The sequence below is a fragment of the Paenibacillus sp. Paensp38 genome, assembly GCF_059491915.1.
In genome coordinates this window covers 2,620,163-2,642,415 of record NZ_CP168516.1, presented here as the reverse complement: position 1 = coordinate 2,642,415, position 22,253 = coordinate 2,620,163, and the positions used below count along the sequence as shown (strand labels likewise).

The 22,253-nt window shown below is 44.4% G+C and carries 20 protein-coding genes; 14 read left to right on the top strand and 6 right to left on the bottom strand.

Annotated elements, in window-relative coordinates:
* Nucleotides 1–20: 20 nt before the first annotated feature.
* From ACEN8J_RS11280 to ACEN8J_RS11255, 6 genes are all read left to right on the top strand, one after another.
* Complete coding sequence (locus ACEN8J_RS11280) at nucleotides 21–1,010, top strand: metal ABC transporter substrate-binding protein (protein ID WP_029519164.1); 990 nt, start codon at nucleotides 21–23, stop codon at nucleotides 1,008–1,010.
* A gap of 332 nt (nucleotides 1,011–1,342) precedes the next feature.
* On the top strand, nucleotides 1,343–1,705 hold the full coding sequence (locus tag ACEN8J_RS11275) for a response regulator (protein WP_029519165.1): 363 nt from the start codon (nucleotides 1,343–1,345) through the stop codon (nucleotides 1,703–1,705).
* Nucleotides 1,706–1,790: 85 nt separating this feature from the next.
* On the top strand, nucleotides 1,791–2,279 hold the full coding sequence (locus ACEN8J_RS11270) for a hypothetical protein (protein ID WP_029519166.1): 489 nt from the start codon (nucleotides 1,791–1,793) through the stop codon (nucleotides 2,277–2,279).
* A gap of 104 nt (nucleotides 2,280–2,383) precedes the next feature.
* Nucleotides 2,384–2,578, top strand: coding sequence for a hypothetical protein (locus ACEN8J_RS11265; RefSeq protein ID WP_013310131.1), 195 nt, complete (start codon nucleotides 2,384–2,386; stop codon nucleotides 2,576–2,578).
* Between the two features lie 12 nt (nucleotides 2,579–2,590).
* Nucleotides 2,591–2,926, top strand: a complete 336-nt coding sequence (locus ACEN8J_RS11260; protein ID WP_029519167.1) for a YolD-like family protein — start codon at nucleotides 2,591–2,593, stop codon at nucleotides 2,924–2,926.
* A 121-nt stretch (nucleotides 2,927–3,047) separates the two neighbouring features.
* Complete coding sequence (locus ACEN8J_RS11255; protein WP_069010190.1) at nucleotides 3,048–3,389, top strand: cupin domain-containing protein; 342 nt, start codon at nucleotides 3,048–3,050, stop codon at nucleotides 3,387–3,389.
* Between the two features lie 61 nt (nucleotides 3,390–3,450).
* Here the strand turns inward: ACEN8J_RS11255 and ACEN8J_RS11250 are convergent, their stop codons facing one another.
* From ACEN8J_RS11250 to ACEN8J_RS11230, 5 genes are all read right to left on the bottom strand, one after another.
* Nucleotides 3,451–4,320: an aminoglycoside 6-adenylyltransferase gene (locus ACEN8J_RS11250; protein WP_165147213.1), complete on the bottom strand. Its 870-nt coding sequence runs from the start codon at nucleotides 4,318–4,320 to the stop codon at nucleotides 3,451–3,453.
* Between the two features lie 351 nt (nucleotides 4,321–4,671).
* Nucleotides 4,672–4,902 carry a hypothetical protein gene (locus tag ACEN8J_RS11245; RefSeq protein ID WP_029519170.1) on the bottom strand — a complete coding sequence of 77 codons (231 nt, stop codon included), beginning with the start codon at nucleotides 4,900–4,902 and terminating at the stop codon, nucleotides 4,672–4,674.
* A gap of 37 nt (nucleotides 4,903–4,939) precedes the next feature.
* A complete protein-coding gene (locus tag ACEN8J_RS11240; RefSeq protein WP_495594507.1) occupies nucleotides 4,940–5,773 on the bottom strand; it encodes a class I SAM-dependent methyltransferase in 834 nt (277 codons plus the stop codon).
* 155 nt (nucleotides 5,774–5,928) lie between these two features.
* The gene (gene hslO / locus ACEN8J_RS11235) at nucleotides 5,929–6,810 is read right to left on the bottom strand and encodes an Hsp33 family molecular chaperone HslO (RefSeq protein WP_039275256.1); all 882 of its coding nucleotides are present in this window, start codon (nucleotides 6,808–6,810) and stop codon (nucleotides 5,929–5,931) included.
* 31 nt (nucleotides 6,811–6,841) lie between these two features.
* Nucleotides 6,842–7,324 (bottom strand): RrF2 family transcriptional regulator, encoded by a 483-nt coding sequence (locus tag ACEN8J_RS11230; RefSeq protein WP_029519173.1) that lies wholly within the window; start codon nucleotides 7,322–7,324, stop codon nucleotides 6,842–6,844.
* 238 nt (nucleotides 7,325–7,562) lie between these two features.
* Here ACEN8J_RS11230 and ACEN8J_RS11225 point away from each other — a divergent pair, with 238 nt between their 5' ends.
* The 4 genes from ACEN8J_RS11225 to ACEN8J_RS11210 all read left to right on the top strand — a co-directional run bounded on the left by ACEN8J_RS11225 (nucleotide 7,563) and on the right by ACEN8J_RS11210 (nucleotide 15,153).
* Nucleotides 7,563–8,576 carry an LLM class flavin-dependent oxidoreductase gene (locus tag ACEN8J_RS11225; RefSeq protein WP_029519174.1) on the top strand — a complete coding sequence of 338 codons (1,014 nt, stop codon included), beginning with the start codon at nucleotides 7,563–7,565 and terminating at the stop codon, nucleotides 8,574–8,576.
* A gap of 999 nt (nucleotides 8,577–9,575) precedes the next feature.
* Nucleotides 9,576–10,652, top strand: coding sequence for a glycosyltransferase family 4 protein (locus tag ACEN8J_RS11220; RefSeq protein WP_165147204.1), 1,077 nt, complete (start codon nucleotides 9,576–9,578; stop codon nucleotides 10,650–10,652).
* A 517-nt stretch (nucleotides 10,653–11,169) separates the two neighbouring features.
* Nucleotides 11,170–11,523, top strand: coding sequence for a hypothetical protein (locus ACEN8J_RS11215; RefSeq protein ID WP_029519178.1), 354 nt, complete (start codon nucleotides 11,170–11,172; stop codon nucleotides 11,521–11,523).
* 513 nt (nucleotides 11,524–12,036) lie between these two features.
* Nucleotides 12,037–15,153 carry a hypothetical protein gene (locus tag ACEN8J_RS11210; protein ID WP_495594506.1) on the top strand — a complete coding sequence of 1,039 codons (3,117 nt, stop codon included), beginning with the start codon at nucleotides 12,037–12,039 and terminating at the stop codon, nucleotides 15,151–15,153.
* Between the two features lie 130 nt (nucleotides 15,154–15,283).
* On the opposite strand, the gene ACEN8J_RS11205 is transcribed toward ACEN8J_RS11210, so the two are convergent.
* A complete protein-coding gene (locus ACEN8J_RS11205; protein ID WP_495594505.1) occupies nucleotides 15,284–16,813 on the bottom strand; it encodes a glycosyltransferase in 1,530 nt (509 codons plus the stop codon).
* 236 nt (nucleotides 16,814–17,049) lie between these two features.
* Between ACEN8J_RS11205 and ACEN8J_RS11200 the strand changes: the two genes are divergently transcribed.
* The 4 genes from ACEN8J_RS11200 (at nucleotide 17,050) to ACEN8J_RS11185 (ending at nucleotide 22,087) form a co-directional block, all read left to right on the top strand.
* A complete protein-coding gene (locus tag ACEN8J_RS11200) occupies nucleotides 17,050–17,916 on the top strand; it encodes a glycosyltransferase family 2 protein (RefSeq protein WP_069012379.1) in 867 nt (288 codons plus the stop codon).
* A gap of 34 nt (nucleotides 17,917–17,950) precedes the next feature.
* Complete coding sequence (locus ACEN8J_RS11195; RefSeq protein ID WP_029518454.1) at nucleotides 17,951–19,090, top strand: DegT/DnrJ/EryC1/StrS family aminotransferase; 1,140 nt, start codon at nucleotides 17,951–17,953, stop codon at nucleotides 19,088–19,090.
* The gene (locus tag ACEN8J_RS11190; protein WP_039275128.1) at nucleotides 19,087–19,728 is read left to right on the top strand and encodes an acetyltransferase; all 642 of its coding nucleotides are present in this window, start codon (nucleotides 19,087–19,089) and stop codon (nucleotides 19,726–19,728) included. The genes ACEN8J_RS11195 and ACEN8J_RS11190 overlap by 4 nt, the downstream gene beginning before the upstream one ends.
* Before the next feature lie 289 nt (nucleotides 19,729–20,017).
* On the top strand, nucleotides 20,018–22,087 hold the full coding sequence (locus tag ACEN8J_RS11185; RefSeq protein WP_318628435.1) for a bifunctional aldolase/short-chain dehydrogenase: 2,070 nt from the start codon (nucleotides 20,018–20,020) through the stop codon (nucleotides 22,085–22,087).
* Nucleotides 22,088–22,253 lie beyond the last annotated feature (166 nt).

Sequence of the window (22,253 nt, the reverse complement as noted above, 5' to 3'; positions counted from 1 at the left end):
CGGATAAAGGAGTAATGAATATGAATACATGGTTCAAAAAATCATTTGTATTGTCTGCGGGACTAGCACTTATTTTGTCTGGCTGCGGAGCCAAATCTGATAATACAGCTACAAACGCTTCCCAAACCGAGCCGAATGCGGCACAAACAGCAGACAAGCTGAATGTGGTCACCACTTTTTATCCAATGTATGAATTTACCAAGCAAGTTGCTGGAGACCATGCTAACGTAACCGCGTTGATTCCAGCTGGTGCCGAGCCGCATGACTGGGAACCGAGCGCCAAAGATATGGCACAGGTAAAGGATGCTGACGTGTTTGTTTATAACGGTATCGTCGAAGGCTGGGCAGAACAGGCTTTGAGTAGCGCGTCCAACGATAAGCGTGTTGTAGTTGAAGCGAGCAAAGGGTTAAACCTGATGGAAGGCACCGCTGAGGAGGAAGAAGGAGAAGAAGCACATGCAGAGGAAGGCCATGATCACGATCATGTGATGGACCCTCATGTATGGCTTAATCCAGTCTTGGCCCAAAAAGAAGTGGAGTCCATTGAAGCAGGGCTTGTAGCAGCCGATCCAGCAAACAAAGCTGATTATGAGAAAAACGCTGATGCTTATATCGCCAAGCTGAAAGAGCTGGATACCGAGTTCAAAACAGGTCTGAAAGATGTAAAACGTAAAGACTTTATTACGCAGCATGCTGCTTTTGGTTATTTAGCTAAGCAATATGGTCTGACCCAAGTACCCATTGCCGGATTATCTCCAGAGCAAGAGCCTACACCGGACAAGCTGGCGGGTATTATCAAATTCGCTAAAGAAAATAATGTTAAAACGATTTTCTTCGAAACTCTTGTTGATCCGAAGGTCGCTGAGACCGTAGCTACTGAAATCGGTTCAAAAACCGATGTACTGAATCCGCTCGAAGGATTGACGGATGAAGACAAACAGAAGAACCTGGATTACCTTGGTGTGATGAAAAACAATCTGGAGGCTTTGAAAAAAGCTCTGAATGAATAAGAAATGCTAAACGAATAAGTTTATAAACTGACGTCGGAATGATACCGACGTCAGTTTTTTTATAACTATCCAAGAAGATTGTGCTTTTATGGCTAGTGCTCAAGATACAGTAGATATATAGTCCTTTGTAATTTGCTTTTCAGAAATGATTTACGTCATTGTGAAACGTTTTTTTGAAAACTAATTCTGTAGTAGCTAGTTTCAAATTTCTTTTATAATTCATTGGTAGCGTTTTTATTTTTACAGATTCTTTCTATTAATTTTACCAGTTTTTTCACCGATATTGAAGTTTGGGCGTGCATATCATTTGACAACGGATTGGAGAGATTAATTTGGCAGCAGTTATAGTAGTGGATGATTCTTTGTTTATGCGTTCTGTACTTAAAGATATTCTTTTGGATTTAGGTCACGCTGTTATTGCGGAAGCAGAAAACGGGTATGATGCTGTTTTGAAATACGCACACTTTCGTCCCGATTTAATCACCATGGATATTAATATGCCTAAGATGGACGGGCTTGAGGCTGTTAAAAAGATCATAGAACTTGATCCCCAAGCCAACATTTTGATGTGTTCTGCTTTGGGGCAGCAGGAAGCGATTATAAAAGCATTTCAGGCAGGTGCAAAAGACTTTATTGTTAAGCCATTTGAGATGGAAAGGGTCGTGAATGCAGTCACAAAATTGCTTGATAGTTAATGAATCAAGATTTTTAATACATAATTATTGAACATGTAGAAGCAGGAATTCCATGCTTATTTTCACGAATATGGAGATGAATAGAATGAGCAATCGAGTGTTGTCTCAAAAAGTATTTATAGACGAACTGATCGCTACGATCAAGAAAGGAGGGCTTGTCCCTGTAAATTATGAACAACTCGTCAGCGAACAAAGAGAAAGAATGGATGCTCTTAACAATGAACTCACCCTTCGAATTGAGGGATTAGAGACAGATTTGATCTCTGCTTCGACATATTCCATTCCTTTTGCCAATGGCGAAATTATGTTTCTTGCTCGCTATATTGTACTCATTGGGGATCATACCGAGGGATACTTTGTGTTCTATCGAGCAGAAGACTGTGAAAGCCCAGAGGAATATCAGTTTTTAACAAGCTCTTATCAACTTCCCCATTTATTACTTGAATTATCTCTTTCTTTAAAAGAACATGGTACTAATGAGCCGCTTGATATTCTCACTTATTGGAATGGCCCTGTCCATCCTCTGAAAGATTTGAATAAAGAAGATATTAAGCTATCCACTTATGAATTTTAATTCCCTTGAGAGAGTCAAATCCCTCAGGGGATTTTTTTACATTGATAATCAAACGCATGTTCGCATATAATACAAACAAACGTTCTGATAAGGAGTGAAGGATCATGTTGGAAAAATACGTGGGGCAGATCGTGGAAATCGTGTATTTGGATCGGAAGGGCAAACTGTCTCATCGGCGTATCGAGGTGCATCGTGTGCAGAATGGCTTGATACGAGCCACCTGTTTACAGACAGGCCAGCCACGTGTTTTTCGATTAGATCATGTATTGGCATGGCATCCGGTAACCAGAACAGCATAGGAGGGGCTTACGATGGGGAAAAAGCTTGAAGGAAATGGCATATGGGAAAGCTCGCGCATGATTTTGCCTGAGCATCGGGAGGCATATTTAAGACTGATGAAGGAGCAAGGTAGGCGCGGCAAACCGACACTGGACGATCAGGAAATGCAGCAGATTGAACAGGCCATCATCGTATCCTATAACGAACGTAAGCCTATTACGCTAAAAGTGTTCAATCCATTTGATGATGAGGAGCTGCGTGGACTGGTCACGGTGATTAATACAAGTCGGCGAGAAGTGAAGCTGTCCCGTGGGGAAGAGGATTTTAGCTGGATTAAGTTGGAGGAAATTATCGAGGCGGATATATAAAAACAGTCTGACTAAGTCGGAGTGTTTTTTACATTTGTCCCGCCGTTTTTTAAAATAAGATTGTAGCTCTATGAATCCATATTTAAAATGAAACTGTAATTGCAAAAAGGAGGAGTTCAATATGAAAATAAGTAAAAATAATGCTGAACATTATATATGGGGAGATCAATGTGATGGTTGGCGCTTAGTGAAAAATAAGGATTTGAGTATTATTCATGAGCGGATGCCCGGAAATACTCATGAGGTCAGACATTATCATCATCATGCACGCCAATTTTTCTTTATTTTATCAGGTACAGCGGTACTTGAAGTGGATGGTGAACAAATCCAATTAGGATCTCAGGAAGGGTGTGAGGTTCCTCCTATGGTACCTCATCAAATGTTTAATGAAACGAATGAGGATGTTGAATTTTTGGTTATCTCTCAGCCTGCGAGCAGAGGTGACCGGGTTCTGACCGAATAACTTAGAGTATAAAAATAAAACCAGCCTAGCACATATAAATTAAGTGCCGACTGGTTTTTTATCAATAAATGTCCTTAGCATCTGCTGGGAGAGCTTTTACGCGATGGAGATAGTTCGTAACACGTTGATCGTCCAGAGTCGGATATTCGTAACCATAATGGTTCGCTACTTCCAAGGCAACTTCTCTAAATAAATTTCCCATGATCAAAAGAGACTGCCACATATGTTCATAATCTGCATCCGCAAACGTTTGGATGTAGAGCGTCCAAAGTTCAGGCTCAAGATGGTTCTCGAAATATTTTCCCTGTTTACCCGGATCTGCAGTGAAGTCTGTTCGTATACCAATATGCCATTCCAGCATCAAGTGAAGCGCATCCCTTACAGGCCGATCTAGCATAAATTTGGCATAGGGCAGCTCCTGTCGCCATAATCCTTTAGCTACATAAGTACTGACCCACCAGAACTCGTTGCAGGAATTCGCATAGACTTGGGCAGTTGGAGGTATCGTCTTATAATCTTGAAGACTTGGCGGTAGGAAAGGCTCCACCAGTCCATCTTTATCCAGCAGCAGTACACTTAAGCTGTCTCGGGTCCAATTGGCGATGTTATTCGCAGGGTAGAGTGTAAGATCTATGCGATTGCCGTCCGTAAATAACATGAGAAAAACAAAGCGATCATGGGGCGTCGAAGTAGGTTCCATATGCTCATCGGGCGTCTGCATAATGATCAATTCACCAAAATGGTTGATCCAGCGACGTTCCTGAATAAAGCTGTCCATGGAAGATACGAGAAAGACGATATCAAAATCCTGAAAAACGTCTCGTGGAGCATGTGGATTAGCGCGTGAACCATTCATAATCACGGCACGCACCCGTTCGTCCTCTTGAGAAAATTGGAGAATGGTATGCAGCATCTCTTGTTCACTTCTCACTATAGTTGTCTCCACAAGCGGTATCGAAAGGAAAAAAACGTAGATAAGACAGCAGTAGAAATAATGGCCACCAGTTCAATGATCATCAAGAAAAACGACCTCCTGTAGTTCAGTTTATCTGGAAAAAGTCTCCTGTACTTACAATAGCCTATACACAGAAGCTACTCAACTGTACTGCCAAGGCCCTGAAGTAACTTTATTTTTCGTTTTGGTTTCATCATATATTTCTATATAGTTTTGGTCATATAGGGGTGATTCCAAATAAGTCCCTTTCATTTTCGCGATCTACGAAAATACTGAGCATGTATACAGAATTAAGACCTTTATCTAATACACTGGATTTTCTTAATTTCATTTCAGCAAGAGCATTGAGGTACTTTGAATTTCATTTTTGTCTTTTACCAATTGGTCTGTATAGTCTGGCGATTTACTAATGAGAATAGTATTAATCTTGGCTGTATCCATGCGATCCAAAACGACTTTTCTAAAAGAGGTATCCAGATTTACGATATAAACCATTCCGATTATAGCTGCGATCAGAATGATTGCAGACTTAACGATGTAACGATTACGTCTTCTCATAGGCTATATCTCTCCATAGTTGTAGAGTTGATGAGCTTCAAGGCTTGATACCGACTGCAAGCATATGCGGGCTCATACCGATCACAGATTCCTGCTCTTCAACCTGCTGTGCTATATCCAGCAAACGGCTACGATGGGAAGGGATCGCCCACTTCTTTTCAAATCCGGGTGCAATCCAGCCGGGTCCTTCCACGCCCAGTACACGAGGCTTCGGCAATCCAGCCGCCTGCCAGTCTGCACGCAAGGCATCCGATGTATGAAAGTAGGACCGTGTGATAAAAGAGGGATAGGCCGCCGGTCGTACATGCTGACCATCTGTCAGCTCCTGTCTAACCATATTCATGAACTCATCTTCCTCCACAATGGTATTGCGCTCGTCGTACACCGATAGTCCCCACAGTAGCGAGCCAAACCTGGAAATAGCTGAAGTAATCAGCGTTCCGCCCTTCTTTAAGACACGCGCCGCTTCTTGTAGTGCTTTTACTCGTTCCTTCTGTTCCGTTAAATGATATAAAGGTCCCATCAATAGCACGATGTCCGCGCTTTCATCTTTACGATGAAGATTTCTGGCATCCGCGGTTTCCAGCTTACTGATGATGGGGTTATTCAGTTGCTGCTGACGAGCGAATTCAATGGCTTGGGAAGATAGATCAAATAGATGAACTTCGTATCCCAGCTCCGCCAGCCACGAAGAATAGACCCCTACACCGCCGCCGATATCGTAAATAACATGAGTAGACTCGCTGAGATAACGTGAAATGATTTCTTTTGATCTTTCCAGTTCTATTTTTCCTATGCCTCGCTCTAACCTGCCTATTTCTGCACCGCCATCATAATAAGCCAGAATTTCATGCGTATCATTTGCAAGCATAGCGCACCTCATCTCAGGTGATTGGAATAATATAACATTATCACTTACATCATGAACAAGTCTACCGTATTTAGGATAAAGAAATCGTCGGAAGCATTGGGAAAGAAAAAGCTGTTCCCCAGTAGCTAGACCTACTTTTTGGGAACAACCCATATTTAAATGATGTTTGTTTCCAGCATCCCTTCGAGATCTTCTTTGGTGAGATGGTAGTGTGCATTACAAAAGTGGCAATGAGCTTCAGCTTGTCCATCGGTATGGATCATATCTTCTATTTCCTTATTCCCTAAGCTGATAATGGCATTGGTAACACGCTCTTCTGAGCAGGGACAATGAAATTGTACAGGCATGGTTTCCAGTATGTTCAGGTTGCTTTCTCCCAAAATCTGACCCAGAATCTGCTCTGGCGTAAGACCTTCCATGACCATTGCGGAGATGCTTGGAATGCTCTCAATGCGTCTCTCGATAAAACTGATAACTTCCTCCTGCGTATCTGGCATCAGCTGAATAATGAAACCTCCAGCCGCCTGAATAGAGTTATCCGGGTTAACAATAACTCCCGCTCCTACAGAAGAAGGGATTTGTTCGGATTGGACGAGATAAGATGTGAAATCCTCGCCCAACTCACCCGATATGAGAGGGACTTGTCCAACAAACGGGTGTTTTAAGCCGATATCTTTGGATACAATGAGCGCTCCATCTGTTCCTACAGCTCTGGCGACATCTAATTTCCCTATCTGATTAAGCTCGAAATGGGTTTGTGGATTTTTTACATAACCCCTAACTTCACCTTTGGAGTTGGTATCGACAAGAATAGTGCCGATAGGTCCGCCACCGTTGATTCTGATCGTCAGTTTATCCTCATCTTTAAGCATGGCTCCCAGCATGACGCCGACCGTCATAGAACGTCCCAATGCAGCCGATGCTGTAGGCCAGGTATAATGACGCCGTTGGGCTTCACTTACCGTTTCCGTTGTTCTCACGGCATAAGCCCGTACCTGATTATTGTAGGCAAGAGCTTTTACTAAGTAATCGTTCATGTTCATGTTCCTCTCTGATAATTAGTGTTCTTTACAAGACCATTTTTTCCTGAATCCAGTTTTCCAAAGAAGTAATTTTGGCATCATATCCTTCTTTAAAAAAGTCAGCGGATAGTGACGCGATGGTTTCCCTTTTCAGAACGGCCTTCCAGGAGGCTTCCGCTTCTTCCATCAAATTTGTCAGTAAACAACACTGATCGTCTTTCTTTAATTCAAGCATTTCGTTGTATATACCACTGGAAGAATAAAGGGTTTGTTGTCCCTCAATCGCCAGGTAAATATCAAATACCCGTATATCCTCAGGTTTTTTCTTTAATTTGAACCCGCCCTTGACACCAGGTACAGAAGTAATCAAATCGGAGCTAACCAATTTTCGTAACAGTTTATGAAAATAAGTAGGTGAAGCACCTAACTGCTGGCTAATGGCCTCCCCAGGTAAAACAGCTTTGTCCGGCAGCATCGTGAGTAGAAGAAGAGCGTAGACAGATTGTTCGACACCTGTTTTCATATGCACTAGCAATCACCTCAATATTTATAACCAGGCTAATGTGGATAACCATTATCCACATATTTGCATAATAGATGAGCTTATCATAAAAGTAAACTGATTTTTGATAAAAACTAAAAATTTAAATCATTTGCAATTCATAACGGGACACATTATTATAATTGACGTATCAATTGATAGGTCAAAGAATTAAGGCGTTGAGGGAAATACGTATAATAATATTTTGACAGGGGGTTTATATATAATGACTACGCGGAACGTTGCACTATCTATATTAGATCTTGCACCTGTCATTGAAGGCGGCACTCCTGCCGATTCCTTCCGCGACACGGTGGATCTTGCCCAGCATGCAGAACAATGGGGGTACCATCGGTACTGGCTAACGGAGCATCATAACATGCAGGCAGTTGCTAGTGCAGCTACGTCCGTGATCATCGGGCATGTAGCTGCACATACAAACAAGATTCGGGTCGGTTCAGGCGGTATTATGCTGGCGAACCATGCTCCACTCATGATTGCGGAGCAGTTTGGAACATTAGAGTCGCTCTATCCGGGACGAATTGATCTGGGACTTGGCCGTGCTCCAGGCACGGATCAACCCGCGATGAGGGCACTGCGGCGAGGGCTTCATAGTACTGGGGAAGATTTCCCCGAGCAATTGAATGAGCTGCGTTCTTACCTGAATCCAGCGCTAAGCGGAGCAGTTCCGGGAGTAAGAGCGGTTCCTGGAGAAGGGCTGGACATTCCCATCTGGTTACTGGGATCAAGCGGATTCAGCGCACAGCTGGCAGGTCAGCTTGGGTTGCCGTTCGCGTTCGCCAGCCACTTTGCCCCGGCTCATTTGCTACAGGCTTTAGAGTTGTATCATCGCAATTTTCGACCATCTAAAGCACTGGATAAGCCCTATGTGATGGTCGGTGTTAATGTGCTTGTTGCAGATTCTGATGAGGAAGCGAAAAGGCTCTTTACATCACAAGAACAACAGTTTCTAAATGTGCTGCGCGGGCACAGCGGAGGACTGAAGCCACCAGTTGATGACATGGAGAAACTCTGGAGTGAGCAGGAAAAGGAGGCGGTTCGTGGTAATATGCTGGGGTATTCAGCCATTGGCAGTCCTGACACCGTCAAGCAAAAGATAGATTGGATTATAGACCAGACTAGAGCCAATGAGCTGATTACAACCTCTCAGGTATATGACCATCAAGCGCGCCTGCGCTCGTATGAGCTGCTAGCCAAAGTAATGCGAACAGACGATTAGTTGGTCAAACCATAAGGCCGTGCTGAAAAAGGTTCTCATAACCTGATCTGGCATGGCCTTATTATATTTTAAAGCTTATATTTACGAATCAAATAGGTTGGGGTCCAGCTCCACGCGTGACAGTAGCTGTTGATTAGATAGCTGCCGTAGGTGAAAAGGCTTTGTTATGGGGATCGTACAACTCTCAGAACGTGTCCGCTCCATTCTGATGGGAGGCATACTGCTTTACCTGCAGGGATGTTATAAAGCCACCCTTCAAAAACCAGTGAGAAGACGATTTGGAAAACTGCGGGACTAGGTAAGCTAAAAGACTTAGAAATCCCCACAATTTGTAAGAATTTCTCCATTTGGAGGGTTGCGAAAATGTTGGAAAAGCGAGTCTATTCAGACATGGAATGTTGTTGTAACATAAAGTTACGCACCTTTCTTGTTGGCATGGTTGATTTGACACTTCCATGATACCAAACAAGTAAGGTGTTTTTTGTCAATACGGAAAAACTTATTCGATTTTTCCTTACTCACTCAAGGGGTTAGGCTGATTTTCTAGGTGCGAAAGTTGAGTTAATAATTTGTTAGATATGATTGTTTGTTTACCCACAAAATTTAGACATTTATTCAGTCAATCGGTCCGATCAAACCTCAACCTAATCAGCGGATATGACGGTGCTTGGAATTCGTGTATTCGCAGCCGTTGTTCATCACAAAAAATTATTGTTCAAAAGTTTGGTGGGATGAATTGAGCTAAAGAATTATATGATGAATGGTGAGAGTGGCGGCCGGAAGTCCAAACACTCCCAGCCTGACGAACCCGCCGTTCCTGCCACAGGATCACCTGCTTGCGAACCAGCGGAAGCCTTACAAATTTAAGAAGCTTTTCTAACCGTAGGAATGATTCAGCTATCCTGTACTAGAACATCGGCCATTGTAGCCACATATGTATACGGGAAACGCCTGTGGTGTACAGCTTTAGGGAGCAGCAACTTAAGAAAGGGTGAAAGTATGGAAATATTTAGTCAGCAAATTCAATCGCATACTAACCGGCGTCTTGCAGTAATTGATACGAAGTTTCCATGGAAGCTAAGTGGTTTTCGATATTGGGAGAACTTTAATATATTCGAGCAAAGGCCTGATACTTTGTTCTTTGCAACTGAACCTAATGATGATTATTTTCCTTCTAAAGTTTATCCTTTTTCTGATTTTATGAAAGTTGCAGTGTCTGAGGGGGTTACAGATGTATATTGTGTTTTCTTAAATTTAACACTTAGTTTGCTTGGGCATGGCTTTCTTCCGGATGGAAGTTATTTGCCAGGAGCAAATCCTAATCTAAATATTAAGCCATTCTTAGATGACCGAAATATTAATCTTCATGCTACCTTGTACCCTGGTGGCGGACTGGATCCATGGACAAAAAAAGAGTTTCTTTCCATTGCAGGACAGCATTGTTCGACCGTATTTACAAACATCAATGAAGTTATGGAATCGATTGTTGGAAGTATTTATTATCCCGTTGTGATTAATACCGACTTATATACATTCAAACAGAAGAAAGTTGAAGTGCCTATACAGTTAACATTCTGTGCTTTTAATGCCATTAGAAAAGGTTTCCCCATTATGGCAGATGCATTTAATCGACTTACGGATGATTTTCATCTTAATCTAATTGGTGATTGGGAAGATCAATTACTTCTATTGAAAAATAAGAATTATACATTCTATGGCCTACTTTCCCCTGAAGAGTTAAAGTCAGTGTACGAAAGAACTCATATATTTCTAAATTGCAGTGTTCCGGATCGATTTGCTTTAGATGGTTTTCCAACTACGGCTGCCGTTGATGCGATATCGACAGGATGTGTACTTGTTACGACAAACCCCCGAAATGATAGATTTATTCTTGAGGAAGGAAAGGATTATTTTGAAGTTGAACCTAACGGGTACGCAATTTCTGAGAGGTTGTTTTGGATCCAGGATCACTTTGAAGAAGCGTTGATTGTTGGAAAAAATGGTTCTAATAAGATAAAAAGTAAATTTAATGCTAGTCAAATAGTGAAATCAAAGCTTGCTAACATATTTAAGTAATTTATAAATATTTGGGTTTTGACTATATTAACTCACGGTTTTCAGCTTTGAAGCAAGAGCTGCGAGAAGGGGATACCGCAAATCGATGGGGGTTTCATTATTTATGGAATGAGAAACAAAAGCAGGAACGATTTGAGGATTTAAAAAACAAATCTGTAAGAGTGTTGTAGCATGACGCAAGTGGTATTTGTAACAAGGATGAGGGCACCCCTTTCTCTTAGGGTGCTTTTTTTATGGTTTGGAATGATATAGGAAGGGGCAAATCTTTCATTTCCTTTCCTTGAGAGAGAATTAGGAGATTTCCAAAACTTGAGAACAACGAGTAGTTTGAGGCTCGATCGGACCGAATGACAGAATAAATAATATCTTGTTTTTTAATGGGTAAACAAACAATCATATCTAACAAATTATTAATATAATACATGGGAACTCCAGGTTCCTTTTCTATTTTCGTCCTAGTATTTTACTTGATTGCATGGAGTTATTGTTAATAACCAGTAAAGGAGGCGTTAACTTAATGGCAATATTAACAACTGGTCCTATTGAGAACAGTCCTGTTGGTGGGGTCAGGCCGATCCAACAGGTCACTGTTAAAATGGTAAACCGTGACTTAGTCAATTCTTCAACAATATTAATTCAGGGATTCATTTTAAATGGTTTACGAACATTACATGTACTAGAACAAATAGCTTTAGCCCCCAATGCAGTTGTTACGAGAAATTATCTAGCGAACTTCGACGCATATGAATTCGTTTTTACCACAAGCGGTTTGGCAGAAGAAAGTACTGATATTTCTGTTTGGGGAAAAAACGGGAGTGGTACAATCATTGGTGCTCAGCGTATTGTTGCGGATGAGCAGTTAGAGTCTTAAAACTCAACAAATGCACAGAGGTAAAGCCACAATCATATCACATGTTTTAGAAATAAAATAGAGGGAACATGATCTTGAGAAAGACCTCATTGTTTACAAGAAAAGCTTGCTTTTACTAGAAAGGAGGGAATATCTAAATGGCAGTATTATCTACTGGACCCATTGCAAACGATCCTGTTCTAGGAGTCAGACCCACCCAACTGGTCACAGTAAAAATAGATAACCGAGATTCTGTAAATTCTTCTACTGTTTTGATCGAGGGTTTTATTTTAAACGGCAGTAGAACAGTATATGTACAACAACTAGTTGTAGTGGGACCAAATGCGGTTATAACTAGGAATTTCTTTGCAAATTTAGACGCATTTGAATTCGTGTTTACCACAAGCGGACCAGCAGTGAATGAAACTCAAATTTCTGTTTGGGGTAAAGATGCATTGGGGCAATTAGTACCTGCGCATCGGTTAGTATCTGATGAACTTTTAGGAACCGATCAAGGCGTCCAAGGACCTCAGGGTGTTCAGGGAGCCCAAGGCGACCAAGGACCTCAGGGTGTTCAGGGAGCCCAAGGCGACCAAGGACCTCAGGGCGTACAAGGTGACCAAGGACCACAGGGAGTTCAAGGCGTACAAGGTGATCAAGGACCTCAGGGCGTCCAAGGCGACCAAGGACCTCAGGGCGTTCAAGGCGACCAAGGACCACAGGGAGTTCAAGGAGTCCAAGGCGACCAAGGACCTCAAGGAGTTCAAGGAGCCCAAGGCGATCAAGGACCTCAAGGAGTTCAAGGAGCCCAAGGTGATCAAGGACCTCAAGGAGTCCAAGGCGACCAAGGACCTCAGGGTGTTCAAGGCGTGCAAGGTGATCAAGGACCTCAGGGCGTCCAAGGCGACCAAGGACCTCAGGGCGTTCAAGGCGACCAAGGACCACAGGGAGTTCAAGGAGTCCAAGGCGACCAAGGACCTCAAGGAGTTCAAGGAGCCCAAGGCGATCAAGGACCTCAAGGAGTTCAAGGAGCCCAAGGTGATCAAGGACCTCAAGGAGTCCAAGGCGACCAAGGACCTCAGGGAGTTCAGGGTGACCAAGGCCCTCAGGGAGTTCAAGGTGACCAAGGCCCTCAGGGAGTTCAAGGCGTACAAGGAGACCAAGGCCCTCAAGGAGTTCAAGGAGACCAAGGACCTCAGGGTGTTCAAGGCGTCCAAGGCGATCAAGGCCCTCAGGGAGTTCAAGGCGTCCAAGGTGACCAAGGACCTCAGGGAGTTCAAGGCGTCCAAGGTGACCAAGGACCTCAAGGAGTTCAAGGCGACCAAGGACCACAGGGAGTTCAAGGAGTCCAAGGAGACCAAGGCCCTCAAGGAGTCCAAGGCGATCAAGGACCTCAGGGCGTTCAAGGCGATCAAGGACCTCAGGGCGTTCAAGGCGACCAAGGACCTCAGGGCGTACAAGGTGACCAAGGACCTCAGGGAGTTCAAGGCGTACAAGGTGATCAAGGACCTCAGGGCGTCCAAGGCGACCAAGGACCTCAGGGCGTTCAAGGCGACCAAGGACCACAGGGAGTTCAAGGAGTCCAAGGCGACCAAGGACCTCAAGGAGTTCAAGGAGCCCAAGGCGATCAAGGACCTCAAGGAGTTCAAGGCGTTCAAGGCGACCAAGGACCACAGGGAGTTCAAGGCGTCCAAGGTGACCAAGGACCTCAAGGAGTTCAAGGCGACCAAGGACCTCAAGGAGTTCAAGGAGCCCAAGGCGATCAAGGACCTCAAGGAGTTCAAGGAGTCCAAGGCGACCAAGGACCTCAGGGCGTTCAAGGTGACCAAGGACCTCAGGGTGTTCAGGGCGTACAAGGCGACCAAGGACCTCAAGGAGTTCAAGGACCACAAGGTGACCAAGGACCTCAAGGAATCCAAGGCGATCAAGGACCTCAAGGAGTTCAAGGCGACCAAGGACCTCAGGGCGTACAAGGTGACCAAGGACCTCAGGGAGTTCAAGGCGTCCAAGGCGAACAAGGACCTCAAGGAGTTCAAGGACCTCAAGGAGTCCAAGGCGATCAAGGACCTCAGGGTGTTCAGGGCGTACAAGGCGACCAAGGACCTCAAGGAGTTCAAGGACCACAAGGTGACCAAGGACCTCAAGGAGTCCAAGGCGATCAAGGACCTCAAGGAGTTCAAGGCGTGCAAGGCGACCAAGGACCTCAAGGAGTCCAAGGCGATCAAGGACCTCAAGGAGTTCAAGGTGTTCAAGGCGACCAAGGACCTCAGGGCGTACAAGGTGACCAAGGACCTCAGGGTGTTCAGGGCGTACAAGGCGACCAAGGACCTCAGGGTGTTCAGGGCGACCAAGGACCTCAGGGTGTTCAAGGAGCCCAAGGCGACCAAGGACCTCAGGGTGTTCAGGGAGCCCAAGGCGACCAAGGACCTCAAGGAGTTCAAGGCGTGCAAGGCGACCAAGGACCTCAGGGTGTTCAGGGCGTACAAGGCGACCAAGGACCTCAAGGAGTTCAAGGCGTGCAAGGCGACCAAGGACCTCAAGGAGTTCAAGGCGTGCAAGGCGACCAAGGACCTCAGGGAGTTCAAGGAGTCCAAGGCGATCAAGGACCTCAAGGAGTCCAAGGAGCCCAAGGTGATCAAGGACCTCAAGGAGTCCAAGGCGACCAAGGACCTCAGGGTGTTCAAGGCCCTCAAGGAGTTCAAGGCGATCAAGGACCTCAGGGTGTTCAGGGCGTTCAAGGTGACCAAGGACCTCAGGGTGTTCAGGGCGTACAAGGCGACCAAGGACCTCAAGGAGTTCAAGGACCACAAGGTGACCAAGGACCTCAAGGAGTCCAAGGAGTCCAAGGCGATCAAGGACCTCAAGGAGTTCAAGGCGTGCAAGGCGACCAAGGACCTCAAGGAGTTCAAGGTGTTCAAGGCGACCAAGGACCACAGGGTGTTCAAGGAGTTCAAGGCGACCAAGGACCTCAGGGCGTACAAGGTGACCAAGGACCTCAGGGAGCCCAAGGCGACCAAGGACCACAGGGTGTTCAAGGCGACCAAGGTGACCAAGGACCTCAGGGAGTCCAAGGCGATCAAGGACCTCAGGGCGTCCAAGGCGACCAAGGACCACAGGGAGTTCAAGGCGTACAAGGTGATCAAGGACCTCAGGGCGTCCAAGGCGACCAAGGACCTCAGGGTGTTCAAGGAGTCCAAGGCGACCAAGGACCTCAGGGTGTTCAGGGCGTACAAGGCGACCAAGGACCTCAAGGAGTTCAAGGACCACAAGGTGACCAAGGACCTCAAGGAGTCCAAGGCGATCAAGGACCTCAAGGAGTTCAAGGCGTGCAAGGCGACCAAGGACCTCAAGGAGTTCAAGGCGTGCAAGGCGACCAAGGACCTCAAGGAGTCCAAGGCGATCAAGGACCTCAAGGAGTTCAAGGTGTTCAAGGCGACCAAGGACCACAGGGTGTTCAAGGAGTTCAAGGCGACCAAGGACCTCAGGGCGTACAAGGTGACCAAGGACCTCAGGGAGTTCAAGGCGTCCAAGGCGACCAAGGCCCTCAGGGTGTTCAAGGACCGCAAGGTGACCAAGGACCAGCTTAAGGTCAAGGTATATTTAGAGGACTCAAAAGTTATTTATAACTTTTGGGTTCTTTTTTTGTCTTAAGTTCATGTTTGCAGTCCTGCTGTAACAAAAAAAACCTTTGTCGAAGTCTCATGGAAATGATTCAGAGAGACTTCGACAAAGGTATTGGAAAATAATTGTTGGCTAATATTCTAATCAGCCTTGTTGTAATTTACGGCAACACAACCACTTTCTCTTTGCAGGACGCAATAAATTTTCCATATTGAATACAAGTTTCTAATGAATCATTTGGCTCCATAGGCCACCATCGTATGGCTCCCCTGGGAGCTTTGGAGGCATAGGTTTCGATTTCTGATGGAATTCGACCTACAACCACAATTTCGATCTCCCTAAAGTTGTTTTCAATGCCCTTTTGGAGCGTTTTAATTAATTGGGTGTGCTCTATTTCAGGACAGGAATGGGGGATAGGGAACAATATCGAGAATTTAGAAGTATCTTCTTGAATAACGTGAGCAGATTTCCGGGCAGGATCATCCGTAGAAGTCTCCCATATACGACGATAAGGCAATTGCTGTGGTAAATCGAGTTCTTTCAGTCTCATTTGTATCCTTTGAAAATAGCATCTATTTAGTTCCCCTACAAGAACCTGAATCTGCTTATTTCTTAGGAATGTAGTGTTATTCCCATGTTCGTTACGATATTGGATATATATCAAATCGGGGATGTTTGCAAATTTAGTGCAAAGAAACGTCCGGACCAGCATATCGTAATCATCTGCAACCAGTAGTTCATTGCGATGTCCCCCGATCAGATGATAACAGTCCCTTGTCCACGCACGGGGATGATTGGGTAAACCGACCAAATGTCGAATGGTTTTGCCATTAATGGTCGTATGTTTTTGTACATTTTGCCATCTGTTCATTTCATGCAGCCAGACTCGATAATGAACACTGTAGCCAAAGCCACAATCCCAGCCATACCAATGTGCATGATTGCTCCCTGCATACACTTCAGCACAATCCCCATAAACAAAGCCACAGTCAGGGTTTTGTTGAAATGCTTTGACGATTTTCTCCAGGCAGTCAGGAGTTAGCTCATCATCATGATCGACTTCTACCAAAATTTCCCCTGTACATAGACCTGCTGCAAACCTTTTGATAGCCCCTATATAACCATTGCGGGAATCCTGGCGATATCTCCGCACACGGTGATCCTCTAAAGGGAGTAAATACTCCTTGTACGTTTCATCTTCATCACCGGAATCATCCACGATTACCCATTCCCAGTTCTTGTAGGTCTGCTTCAATAAAGATTGATAAGGTCGTTGAATTTTTTCCTTTGATCTGTAGCTGGCAGTAAAGACGGATATTAAAGGTGTGTTTGAAGAAAAATGTGTAGGAGGAATCGTTCTATTCTCCGGAAGAGGATCTGTTGCCTTAAGCCAGCAGAAAAATAAATGCATAGGTTGAATTTCGTCAGGTGATTGGAAGTGTAACCAGCGTTTTTTTTCGTGACCAGGCAATGCTTTTAGTGCTGAAAATTCTCCCCACTCTTCTCCGATCGAGACGTAAACCCAAGGTTTTTGGAGGCTATTGTCTATAAGTGGCTGATCAGCCTCATACAAGTTTATTGTAATGTTATTTTCTTCCAATCTATCTATCAATTCTTTTACATGATCCTTTAAAACCTTCTTCGATACAAATAAATGAGTTGTCAGTAGCGGAGTGAAATTCAATGACATGATCATTCCCCTTTACCAGTTTCGAACATCAACGAGAGGGAGGTGCCGTTCAGACGTAAGCTATTGTTTTTATTGAAACAACCATTTTCCTGGCATCATTTTATTTCCCAGTAGTATATATGTATGTGTATGTGTTCGGGGATGTGAGAAAAATACCAGCCCATATGAACATAGCGAATAAACCGTTTGAAACCTCCGTCGTAAACACCGAAGCATTAAAGAAAGGTGGAGTAAGTGTGGAATGCCCATTAGTAAGTGTAGTTATACCTGCATATAACCGGCCGCATACACTAAAAATCGCCATCGACAGTGTATTGGAACAAACTTACCCGAACATCGAAATTATTATCTGTGATGACAGTACAACGAATGAAGTACAAGAAATGATTGATTCTTATTTAGATTCTTTTCCCCAAGTTAAATATTATAAAAATGATAAAAATCTTTTTCTTGGAAATTGGCATAAATGTTTTGATTTGGCATCAGGTGAATATATCAATTACTTGATGGATGACGATATGTTTCATAAAGAAAAAATAGCAAGGATGCTCTATTTTTTTGAAAATTTTGAAAAGATCACACTGGTTACCTCGTATCGGCAAACCATGAATGAATTAGGGGCTATTCTCCCACCGCTCTATGCAACGGAAAAGTTATACGAAGAAACAAGGATAATGGACGGAAGAATGTTGGCAAACGTTGCATTAACTCGTTGTTTAAATGTGATTGGTGAACCTACAACAGTGTTTTTCAAAAAAACAGATCTTATCGAACGGTTTGGAGTTTATAAAGGGAAACAGTATTCTCTTCTTAATGATTTAGCTTCCTGGTTGAACTTACTATCCAAAGGAAAAGCAGTTTATATTCCTGAAGCGCTAAGCTATTTTCGAATACATCCCAATCAAAATAATCAAACGCTTGGTCAAAATGCGTTCACGGAATGGTTAGATATTATGATTGCCTCGAGAGATGATGGATTTCTTGATACCAACGATTTGTTTAAAACTGCACTTCATTCTTATCATGAACGTATAAAAGGCCGTCCACAATTTGTTGCAGATATCAAGCGAATTGAAATGATATTAAAAACATTGGAATCCTAACTTGCTCATCCCATGTGCAAAGGAGGCTTGGCTTATGTTTGAAATTCCCTTCTTACGACCTAGTTTAGTAAAAAAGGAACGATTTATTGCTAATTTTGAGAAAATAGAAGAGACGCGAATTTACTCCAATTATGGCCCCTTAAATAACCTGTTTGAAGAGCGGGTCATTGCGCAAGTGTTTAATGGAATCGGTTCGGCTGTGACTGTTAGTAACGCTACCATCGGCTTGATTTTGGCTATCGCTCACAGCAAGCGACCACAGGGCAAATATGCAGTTATGCCAAGTTTTACTTTTGCTGCCACCCCACTTGCTGCTGAGTGGTGCGGGTTAGAACCCTATTTCCTTGACATTGAACCGGAGAATTGGCAAATGAATAGGGAGCAGTTAGAGCAGGCAGTCAAGCTGCTGGGAGATGAGATTGCGGTAATCGTTCCTTATGCCACTTTCGGTACAGCCATTGATTTGTCTGTATACAATAAGCTGCAGGAGCAAGGAATTCCGGTAGTCATTGATGCTGCTGCCAGTTTTGGGACTATATCTCCCGAGGAAGCCACCCATTTTGGTAAAGGCTTTGGAGGGGCCGTAGTATTCAGCTTTCATGCCACCAAATCTTTTGGTATCGGAGAGGGTGGATTGGTATACAGTTTGGACCAGGATCTCATTAAGCGAATTCGTCAGGCGGGGAATTTCGGTTTCTCCAGCAGCAGGGAGTCTGTCACCCAAGGTCTTAACAGTAAGATATCCGAGTATACCGCTGCTATCGCTTTAGCTACTCTCGATCACTTCAAAACTGTACGGGAGAATAGAAGGACGATCTACGAATATTATCTTCAAGAACTGCTCCAAGCAGACTTATTAGAACGAGGATGGTCTGTACAAAAAACACAAGGATCGGTTGTCCATCAATTTATCCCTATTCTTAGTCCGGATTCACACACGAATCAAGAGGTCGTTAAGTTATTAGCCTCTAATTCAATAGAAGCCAGAACCTATTTTTCTCCGGCGTGCCATCAGCAGAAGCAGTTCCAAAGTTATCCCCGGTCTACTCTTCATGTTACCGAGCATATTACCAAACATATTGTCAGCCTGCCCTTGTGGGAGGAACTGGATGAGATTATCGTTCGAAGAATTGTAAATGTTCTAAGAAGCTTGGGAAGAGAGACAGCCAGATGAGGAAACTCGTGATTTGGGGATCGGGCGGACATGCCAGGGAAATTAACTGGTTATGTGAAGAGTTAGGAGTTCGAGTGATAGGATTCTTAGACGAACGGCCTGAGACGAAAGGGCAGATCGTAAATGGGGTTCCTGTACTGGGGACGTTGACCGACATTAAAGCGTTAAAATATGAGGTGGAACTGATATGTGCGGGAGTGGGTGACCCAGCATTAAAGAAACGATTCGCTTATCATACAATTCAATCGGGATTTCGTATCGCAGCCCCGCTAATACATCCGCGTGTTCGTTTGTCTCGAAGAAACACCATTGGAGAGGGAAGTATGATCTTTGAAGGGGCTGTCCTGTCGGACAATATTAAGATCGGACAGCATGTGATTATCAATCGGAGTGTTAACGTGAGTCATGATGCGGTTATTGGCGATTATATAACCATAGCCCCTGGTGTGAATTTGGCAGGTAACGTAACCATAGATGAGGGGGCCTATATCGGCGTCGGTGTCTCGGTACGGGAGAGATGTCACATTGGTTGTTGGTCTATGATAGGTGGAGGTGCCTTTGTTAAAGATGATATACCCAGCTTTACCATGGCTGCAGGGGTACCAGCAGTCGTTAAAAAACGACTTGATATTCCCTGAGTAGTCTTTCTTTGGACGGACGTATTCGATTTGTAGTAATATGCTTGGCAATGAAGTGATTTACCTACCAAAAGGCCGTGCCGGAAAAGGTTCTCATAACCTGATCCCGGCGCGGCTTTTGATTAATGTACACAGATTACAGATGGATGAAAATTAAAATTTATTTTTGATTATTTTTGTATTACTTATTTTCAAATTAAAACAAAGGTGTTATAGTCTCCATAAACAAAGAATAACCACTGTAATAAAGCATTTCAAAACTAAAACTAAACTTGGAGGTCTTTTTCCTATGGTACAAAGTCTGTGGATTTCTTCACAAGCGTCTGAGCAGAAAAGCATGCTGGAACAGCTCGTATACCGTTCTAACCTGATTGGTACAGAGAGGAGTGTGTGCAATTGGGGAGGCGGTAATACTTCGGCCAAAACGACGATACCAGATTTTCGCGGGCGTGAAGTAGAAGTGATGTACGTCAAGGGCAGCGGTTCCGATCTCGCAACAATGAAAACGCATAACTTCACAGGACTTCGTATGGAGGATATTCGTCCTTTATTTGAAAGAGAAGATATGTCTGACGAGGATATGGTCGCATATTTGGCGAACTGTATGATAGATGCCAAGCATCCACGGGCTTCAATTGAGACGCTATTACATGCTTTTCTGCCTTTTAGACATGTCGATCATACGCACCCGGACGCGATTATTAGCTTGTGCTGTGCGCACAACGGTAAGGAAATCGCTAAGGAAATTTTCGGTGACCGTTTTGTATGGGTGCCTTATATCCGTCCTGGATTTAAGCTGTCGAAAATGATTGCCCAAGGTGTACTCGATCATCCACAAGCTGAATTGGTATTGATGGAAAAACATGGTCTGGTTACGTGGGGAGACACATCCGAAGCGGCTTATGCCAAAACGATCGATATCATCCGAGAAGCAGAAAGCTATATTAAAGCTCGTCAAGAGGAAAAGCAGGCGTTTGGAGGAACAAAATATAAAGCGCTTACTTATGAAGAGCGCCGTAGCATTGCATCTCAAGTTATGCCGTCGATTCGGGGAGCGGTCAGTGATGAGAAAAAGATGATTTTAACCTTTGATGACGCGGAAGATGTGTTGGAGTTTGTGAACGGCCGGGATTCTGCTGCTTTATCCCAGGTCGGGGCTGCGTGCCCGGATCATCTGGTCCATACCAAGATGAAGCCACTCTATGTAGATTGGACACCGGATGTGGAGGATGTAGAGGGCTTGAAAGTTAAGCTTGCCGAGGGTATAGCAGCCTATAAGGAGCAGTATCAAGCTTATTTCGAGCGCAATCGGCATGAGGGAGATGTTATGTTTGAGGCTGCGCCACGTGTAATTTTGGTTCCGGGTGTTGGTATGATCAACACAGGTAAAAGCTGGAGCAATGCGCAGGTAAGCGGTGCTCTGTACCATCGGGCTATCGCTGTCATGCAAGGGGCAACGACGTTAGGAGAGTTTGTTTCACTCAGTGAGAACGAGTCATATAACGTGGAATATTGGCCGCTGGAGCTTTATAAGCTGTCACTCGCGCCAGCAGAAGTTGAATTTTCCCGTAAAATTGCGTTCATTACAGGTGGTGCAGGCGGAATTGGCAGTGCAACCGCACGTCGTTTGGTGGATGAAGGCGCACATGTCGTACTGGCAGACCTGAATCTGGAAGGCGCGCAAAAGGTAGCCGCAGAGATCAATAGTAGCTACGGAGAAAACTGTGCCATTGCCGTAAAAATGGATGTGACGCAGGAGGAGCAAATTCAGGCTGCCTATGCAGAAACGGCATTGACCTATGGCGGTGTAGATATCATCGTCAACAATGCAGGCCTTGCTACATCCAGTCCGTTCGATGAAACATCGTTAAAGGAATGGAATTTAAATGTGAATGTGCTGGGAACGGGTTATTTTCTGGTTGCACGAGAAGCGTTCAAGCTCATGAAGGAGCAGACACTTGGCGGCAGCATGGTGTTCGTCGGCTCCAAAAACTCGGTCTACGCAGGTAAAAATGTAACGGCCTACAGCTCGGTCAAGGCGCTGGAAGCGCACTTAGCCCGTTGTATTGCCGCAGAAGGTGGTGAATATGGTATCCGTGTGAACACCATTTTGCCGGATGCCATTCTGCAAGGCTCGGCAATCTGGAACTCCAACTGGCGTAATGAACGCGCCACTGCCTACGGCATTGAGCCCGACCAGCTGGAGGAGCATTATCGCATACGGACGACGCTGCTGGTCAATATTTACCCGCAGGATATCGCTGAGGGCATTGCCTTTTTCGCCTCATCCAAGGCAGAGAAAACGACAGGTTGTATGCTGACCATCGACGGCGGCGTCCCCGCTGCCTTTACACGCTAGCCGAATTAAAATGAACCTGGGTAAGCGATAGACTCATTTCAACGGCTCAACACTTAGGATTATAACGAACTAATTTAATGTACTAATCTATTTCACTAATCCAAGCCACATGTTATACACACACTAACACTTTAAAAATAGAAGTGACTTTATGGGTGGTCAGCAG

Excerpts from the sequence above, each read along its gene's own strand:
- ACEN8J_RS11225 (WP_029519174.1), top strand. The coding sequence starts at position 7,563 with ATGACTACGCGGAACGTTGCACTATCTATATTAGATCTTGCACCTGTC.
- hslO (WP_039275256.1), bottom strand. The coding sequence starts at position 6,810 with ATGAACGATTACTTAGTAAAAGCTCTTGCCTACAATAATCAGGTACGG.
- ACEN8J_RS11190 (WP_039275128.1), top strand. The coding sequence starts at position 19,087 with ATGAGGAAACTCGTGATTTGGGGATCGGGCGGACATGCCAGGGAAATT.
- ACEN8J_RS11185 (WP_318628435.1), top strand. The coding sequence starts at position 20,018 with ATGGTACAAAGTCTGTGGATTTCTTCACAAGCGTCTGAGCAGAAAAGC.
- ACEN8J_RS11220 (WP_165147204.1), top strand. The coding sequence starts at position 9,576 with ATGGAAATATTTAGTCAGCAAATTCAATCGCATACTAACCGGCGTCTT.
- ACEN8J_RS11205 (WP_495594505.1), bottom strand. The coding sequence starts at position 16,813 with ATGTCATTGAATTTCACTCCGCTACTGACAACTCATTTATTTGTATCG.
- ACEN8J_RS11240 (WP_495594507.1), bottom strand. The coding sequence starts at position 5,773 with ATGCTTGCAAATGATACGCATGAAATTCTGGCTTATTATGATGGCGGT.
- ACEN8J_RS11215 (WP_029519178.1), top strand. The coding sequence starts at position 11,170 with ATGGCAATATTAACAACTGGTCCTATTGAGAACAGTCCTGTTGGTGGG.
- ACEN8J_RS11255 (WP_069010190.1), top strand. The coding sequence starts at position 3,048 with ATGAAAATAAGTAAAAATAATGCTGAACATTATATATGGGGAGATCAA.
- ACEN8J_RS11270 (WP_029519166.1), top strand. The coding sequence starts at position 1,791 with ATGAGCAATCGAGTGTTGTCTCAAAAAGTATTTATAGACGAACTGATC.
- ACEN8J_RS11195 (WP_029518454.1), top strand. The coding sequence starts at position 17,951 with ATGTTTGAAATTCCCTTCTTACGACCTAGTTTAGTAAAAAAGGAACGA.
- ACEN8J_RS11245 (WP_029519170.1), bottom strand. The coding sequence starts at position 4,902 with ATGAGAAGACGTAATCGTTACATCGTTAAGTCTGCAATCATTCTGATC.
- ACEN8J_RS11260 (WP_029519167.1), top strand. The coding sequence starts at position 2,591 with ATGGGGAAAAAGCTTGAAGGAAATGGCATATGGGAAAGCTCGCGCATG.
- ACEN8J_RS11265 (WP_013310131.1), top strand. The coding sequence starts at position 2,384 with ATGTTGGAAAAATACGTGGGGCAGATCGTGGAAATCGTGTATTTGGAT.
- ACEN8J_RS11280 (WP_029519164.1), top strand. The coding sequence starts at position 21 with ATGAATACATGGTTCAAAAAATCATTTGTATTGTCTGCGGGACTAGCA.